The 4,857-nt window shown below is 49.9% G+C and carries 4 protein-coding genes; 1 reads left to right on the top strand and 3 read right to left on the bottom strand.

Annotated features, from left to right (window positions below; all coding sequences use genetic code 11):
* Positions 1-349: 349 nt before the first annotated feature.
* Positions 350-865: a hypothetical protein gene (locus IQ260_RS27750; RefSeq protein WP_193996311.1), complete on the bottom strand. Its 516-nt coding sequence runs from the start codon at positions 863-865 to the stop codon at positions 350-352.
* Between the two features lie 205 nt (positions 866-1,070).
* Between IQ260_RS27750 and IQ260_RS27745 the strand changes: the two genes are divergently transcribed.
* Positions 1,071-1,832 (top strand): leucine-rich repeat domain-containing protein, encoded by a 762-nt coding sequence (locus IQ260_RS27745; RefSeq protein ID WP_193996310.1) that lies wholly within the window; start codon positions 1,071-1,073, stop codon positions 1,830-1,832.
* Here the strand turns inward: IQ260_RS27745 and IQ260_RS27740 are convergent.
* Together IQ260_RS27740 and IQ260_RS27735 are read right to left on the bottom strand one after the other, a co-directional pair.
* Positions 1,815-3,827 (bottom strand): PAS domain S-box protein, encoded by a 2,013-nt coding sequence (locus tag IQ260_RS27740; protein WP_193996309.1) that lies wholly within the window; start codon positions 3,825-3,827, stop codon positions 1,815-1,817. The genes IQ260_RS27745 and IQ260_RS27740 overlap by 18 nt on opposite strands.
* A gap of 105 nt (positions 3,828-3,932) precedes the next feature.
* A partial coding sequence (locus IQ260_RS27735) for a lysophospholipid acyltransferase family protein (protein WP_193996308.1) occupies positions 3,933-4,857 on the bottom strand: 925 nt, incomplete at its 5' end.

Genomic DNA, 4,857 nt, shown 5'->3' with positions numbered 1-4,857 from the left:
GCACATCATGAAGCAATGAATACGGAATTTGCTGAAGAATTTATCGGGCCTTTTTATATCGTCGTATTAAAATTCCTAGTTATCGAACTGTTGGCAACCCCTATTAATCTCATAGCAAGATAATCAATATTGCTAGTATTCTGTAGGACAATCTTGCGACCGGATCTTAGAGGATGCGATTATTTCTCTCCTATGATACCAACAGTTTCTGTCATGGTGCGCTGATGGTTGTATGTTGGCGTGGGCGGCTTTATCCGTGACTGATTTAGGAGATGAATCCCTCTGTTAGCAGGGCCGCATATATTATGTTTTTTAGATGAAGTTATGCCGGGGAGGTCAATGGCTGGCTTTACAGATGTATCGCTAGCTGCAATGACTTTTGAATTAGGTGACGATACCCCTGGCTGGGGGGCTCATCTATCAGAGCAGCTGGGGCAACACCCATGTGATTTTCGATACTGTTATGTTGGGGGTCGTCGCGGAGGATATTGTACGTTGCGATCGCATCTAATATTTTTCTCTTGGTCTGAGAGAATGTTGTAATTACATCATTGAGTTCTACAATCGAACTTTTTGAGAGAGCTAAATTTGCCGCGTTTTGAATATCTGGTTCGATGGCGGCCACCAGCTGATTATGTTTCTCGGCCTGCTCAAGCAGCTGGGGCAGTCTTTTATAATCTGTTCGAGAACAACACTCATAGAACAGGCGTAATCCTGTTAACCAGTCGTTATCAAAACCAATGGCATCTCTGATTTCAAAGCTATTGATTTTTAAGTTTGAGACGATCAGCTGATTTCTGAGGTGAGTGTCACAGTAAAGCATGGCTAGAGAAGATCCAAATCCTGAGGCTGTACTACTTGCCACAGAAGCACTTAGGTAAAATTCGGACCGGGGATGCCAAAAAGTATGAAGATTGGCAACCTGGCTGAGTGAATATTGGTTTCGTCCGCCAAATCTAGCAAATATAAATGGTTATTAACGAAGGCAGACGCTTGGGATGGTTTAATGCTGCAATGCTGATGGACAAGGTTTAGTCACAAACGGGGTGATATTAGTTATGTCCCAACTTATGTCCCAATCCAACCCATTGCTTCAGATCGTTCCTATGCTAGCTGGTGTGGCGGCGGCGGTACCTGTTATAACGGCTGCGCTCCCGGTGATGGCGTTAGAGTCGCCCCAGCCTACGTTTGCAGACCTGTGCCATACATTTCAAGGAACGCGTAGCGACTGGAGTTCTCTGCTCTATAGTCGTCCCTATGCATGGCAAACGATGGAGTCGCTGATGTCGGCGCTGGCCACCAGCGATTGCGAGATCGCTGAGCTGCGACTGTCAACGGTCAAAGATTTACGGGGTCCCCAATTGCACACCACCTACCTGCCAGAGCATGGGCTGATGGTGGATTTTTCCATGGGTGTGGATATGCAGATAATTGCGATCGCAACGCCCCATCTCACCGCCTTAAACCTCAGCGGCCACGTGATTACGGAATTGGCTCCCATCACCGCCCTCAGTCAGCTGCAAACATTACAGGTGGCCAATACCCAGCTAGACGACATCAGTGCTCTCAGGGCGCTAACCCAGCTTACTAGTCTGGATGTCAGCTATAACCAAATCGAGAGCATTGCCACCGTTGCTACGATGCCTGCCCTGCGATCGCTGAATGTTGCTTACAATCCATTTACCGATGTCAGTCCCATCGGCACTATTCTCACCCCCGCCACTGAGCAAGAATGGCAGCTTCTGGATCTGAGCGGTATCGACATTGATGCTGACACCTGCCCTGACAATCTAGGCGATATTTGCGGAGACGGCCTAGAGGTTAGTCGGTAATGTTCCGATGCTCGGCACCCGAATCTCAAACGTAGTTCCTTGGCCTAGCACAGAGTCCACCAGTAACTGGCCCTGATGCTGCTGGGTAATAATCTGATAGCTGATCGCCAGCCCCATACCCGTACCTTGTCCCACCGGTTTGGTGGTAAAAAATGGATCAAAAATTTGAGCTTGCACCGCCTCTGGCATGCCTGGCCCATTGTCGCGAATCGTCACAACAACCTGCTCATCATCGCGATAGGCGGTCTCAACTGCGATGGTCGGTAGATTAGACGGGACATTGAGCGCCTGATGTTCCACCAAAGCATCAATGGCATTGGTCAAAATATGCATAAACACCTGATTTAGCTGCCCCGGATAGCACACCACCGAGGGCAGCTTGCCGTAGTGTTGTACCACCTTAATGGGGGGCTCTGTTGTCTGTAGCCGATGGTGCAAAATCGCGAGCGTACTGTCGAGACCTTCATGGAGATTGACCGTTTTTAGCCCTGTTTCCCGAATGCGAGAGAAATTGCGGAGCGAACTGACAATACTCTGAATGCGCTCGGTGCCAAACTGCATTGAGGTAATCAGCTTACTAAAGTCTTGTTGAATAAAGGCGATGTCTAATTTTTTGAGAGCTTTTTGGATCGCTGGCGTCGGCTGGGGATAGTGTTTTTGGTACAGATTAACCAGCTTTAAAAGATCTCGCACATAGGCATCGGCATGGGTCAGATTGCCATCGATAAAGTTAATGGGATTATTGATTTCATGGGCAATGCCTGCCACCATTTTGCCCAGGCTAGACATTTTCTCGCCGTGTATCATTTTGAGCTGGGCTTGCTGCAGGGTGGTTTCTGCTTGTTTGCGATCGCGAATGTCCAAATCCAAGCAGTACAGCTCAGGTTCACCTTGGGCATTGGTCAGCATCATATGGCTAGAAAAAACCTCCACTGGTCCACCATTTTTATGGCGTAGGGTCAGCTCACCAGCGGGAATCGGAATATCGCGGTGGATCCAATCTTCAATCATCTGAATCACAGGCGCACGCATAGCCTCGGGAATAATCAAATCTTCTAGCCGCTGGCCCATGGCCTCTTCGCGCGTATAGCCATAGAGGTCCGCACTAGCCTGATTCCAGCCAATCACCCGGCGCTGGCGGTCATAAACTTGCATGCTAATCAGCGACACCCCTTCAAATAAAGAACGAAAACGTTCCTCACTCTGACTCAGTGCAACTTCAGTCTGTTTGCGTTCAGTTACGTCTTCAATCGCTAGCAGAATACCACTCACCTCTCCGTTGGCATCATGCAGTGGTATTTTGCTGGTGCTCAACCAGGCCCTTCGACCGTTGGCCTGGAGCTGGGGTTCGATAATGTTGAGCTGTGGGGTATCCGTACCCATAATGGTGCGATCGCACTCCAGATACCAGGCCGTTTCTTCCGGCTTCCAGGGCATATCATGATCCGTCATGCCGATCAGATTTACGCTGCTATCAAAGCCAGTAATCGGAGGAAAGCGACGGTTATATCCCTGGTATACGCTATTTCTATCCTTCCACAAAATGACAAAGGGAAGATTATCGATCACCTGCTGCAGCGTTTGTGTCGATGCCGTCAGCTGCTGTTCTGTTTGTTTGTAAGCCGTAATATCCGTCACCATTACCAGTAGTTCTCTAGGCTTTTGAGGCATCGGCAGGGCTTCCACCCTCCACTGATAATCGCTGAGATCAATGCGTACGGTCGTTTCAAAGGTGACCGGTCTGTTGGTGGCCAACGTTTGCCGATAATGCTGAAGCTGGGGTGCCTCGGTGATAAAAATCTCGTGAATAGGACGACGAATACTCTGAGCCATTGACACGGATGCCCAGCGAGCCAGGGTCGGATTAAGCGCAACGATGTAAAAATTGTCGTCGCTCTGCTGCAGATGACACATCCCCATGGTGGTGCTTTGCCAGAGGGCTGATGCTATCGATAATCCGGGTACCTCAGCAGTGGCAAAAAATGGTTCATCCATGGAGAAAAGAGGTAATGGAGGCATGCTTGAGCCAGAGAACTGCAGCATGAACCCAGTTCCCTATCATCATAAAAAGATTTCCCAGGGCCGACCACCGTACGCAGATTAATTGGCCAAATTCTTCTGTACGTTATGACGTAGCTGTTCGGTGAGATGATTCACGGTGCCGATCTTATCCTCTCGAAAGTCGGTAACGTAGTGTTTAAGGTTGATGGGTTCCCCCACTCGAAAAATGGCCTGTCGGTGGGCCTTGGGCTGAATATGTTCAATCTGATACACTTCTCGCTCAAGCCGCATCAGTGTATCTAAAAAGCGCTCAGGGGTGGGGTTAGCGGCGACATAGCCATCGTAAATGGCATCAAAGTTGAGCAGACGTACGGTGGTGCGATAGAGGGTGTCTTCTTCTGCCATGGTTCTGGGTTCTTCAGATTCCAGCAGGGCCTGAATTTTGTAGACTCGCTCGCGAATCGGGGCACCGTTGGGGGATAGCCCCAACTGCTGCTCACACTGGGCAATCACATGGTGTCGCAGCCGCTGAATCCGCTGATTCCAGTCCAGGTCTGGGGTGCTGGGCAAGCTAAATTCGGTTTCGATGCGGGTGATGACTTGGGCTGCGATCGCAAGCAACCGCTGATAGAAATCCTCAGGCTGCAACGGCACTACCTCCAGTTCCTGCTCTAGTCCCCGGAGCGTCTGTTCAATCACAGCGGCCATCGGCTGGGTATAGCGGTACTTCAGCGATATCGGCACCACATACATATCCGCATCCGGGTCCTTTTTAGCCAACTGGGCCATCACCTGCAGCGGCATTTGAATTGCCCCGGAACGAAAGGGCATCACCGTATCATTTTGGTATGAGCACCCACCTTCTGGAAAGATCACCACCCGCGCCTGGGGTTGTTTTAATAAACTTAGGGTTTGGGCAATGCTTGCCCGGTCCCCCAACCCACGGCGAATAGAATAGCAGCCCATCCACTGCAAAAACTTGCCCTGGATGCCCCGAAACGACTCCCGTGCCACGATATAGTGC

This window comes from Leptolyngbya cf. ectocarpi LEGE 11479, from assembly GCF_015207065.1.
In the GTDB taxonomy this organism is placed as follows: domain Bacteria; phylum Cyanobacteriota; class Cyanobacteriia; order Phormidesmidales; family Phormidesmidaceae; genus Leptothoe; species Leptothoe ectocarpi.
Note: the sequence above shows the minus strand (reverse complement) of the source record. Positions and strands in the feature narration are given on the sequence as shown.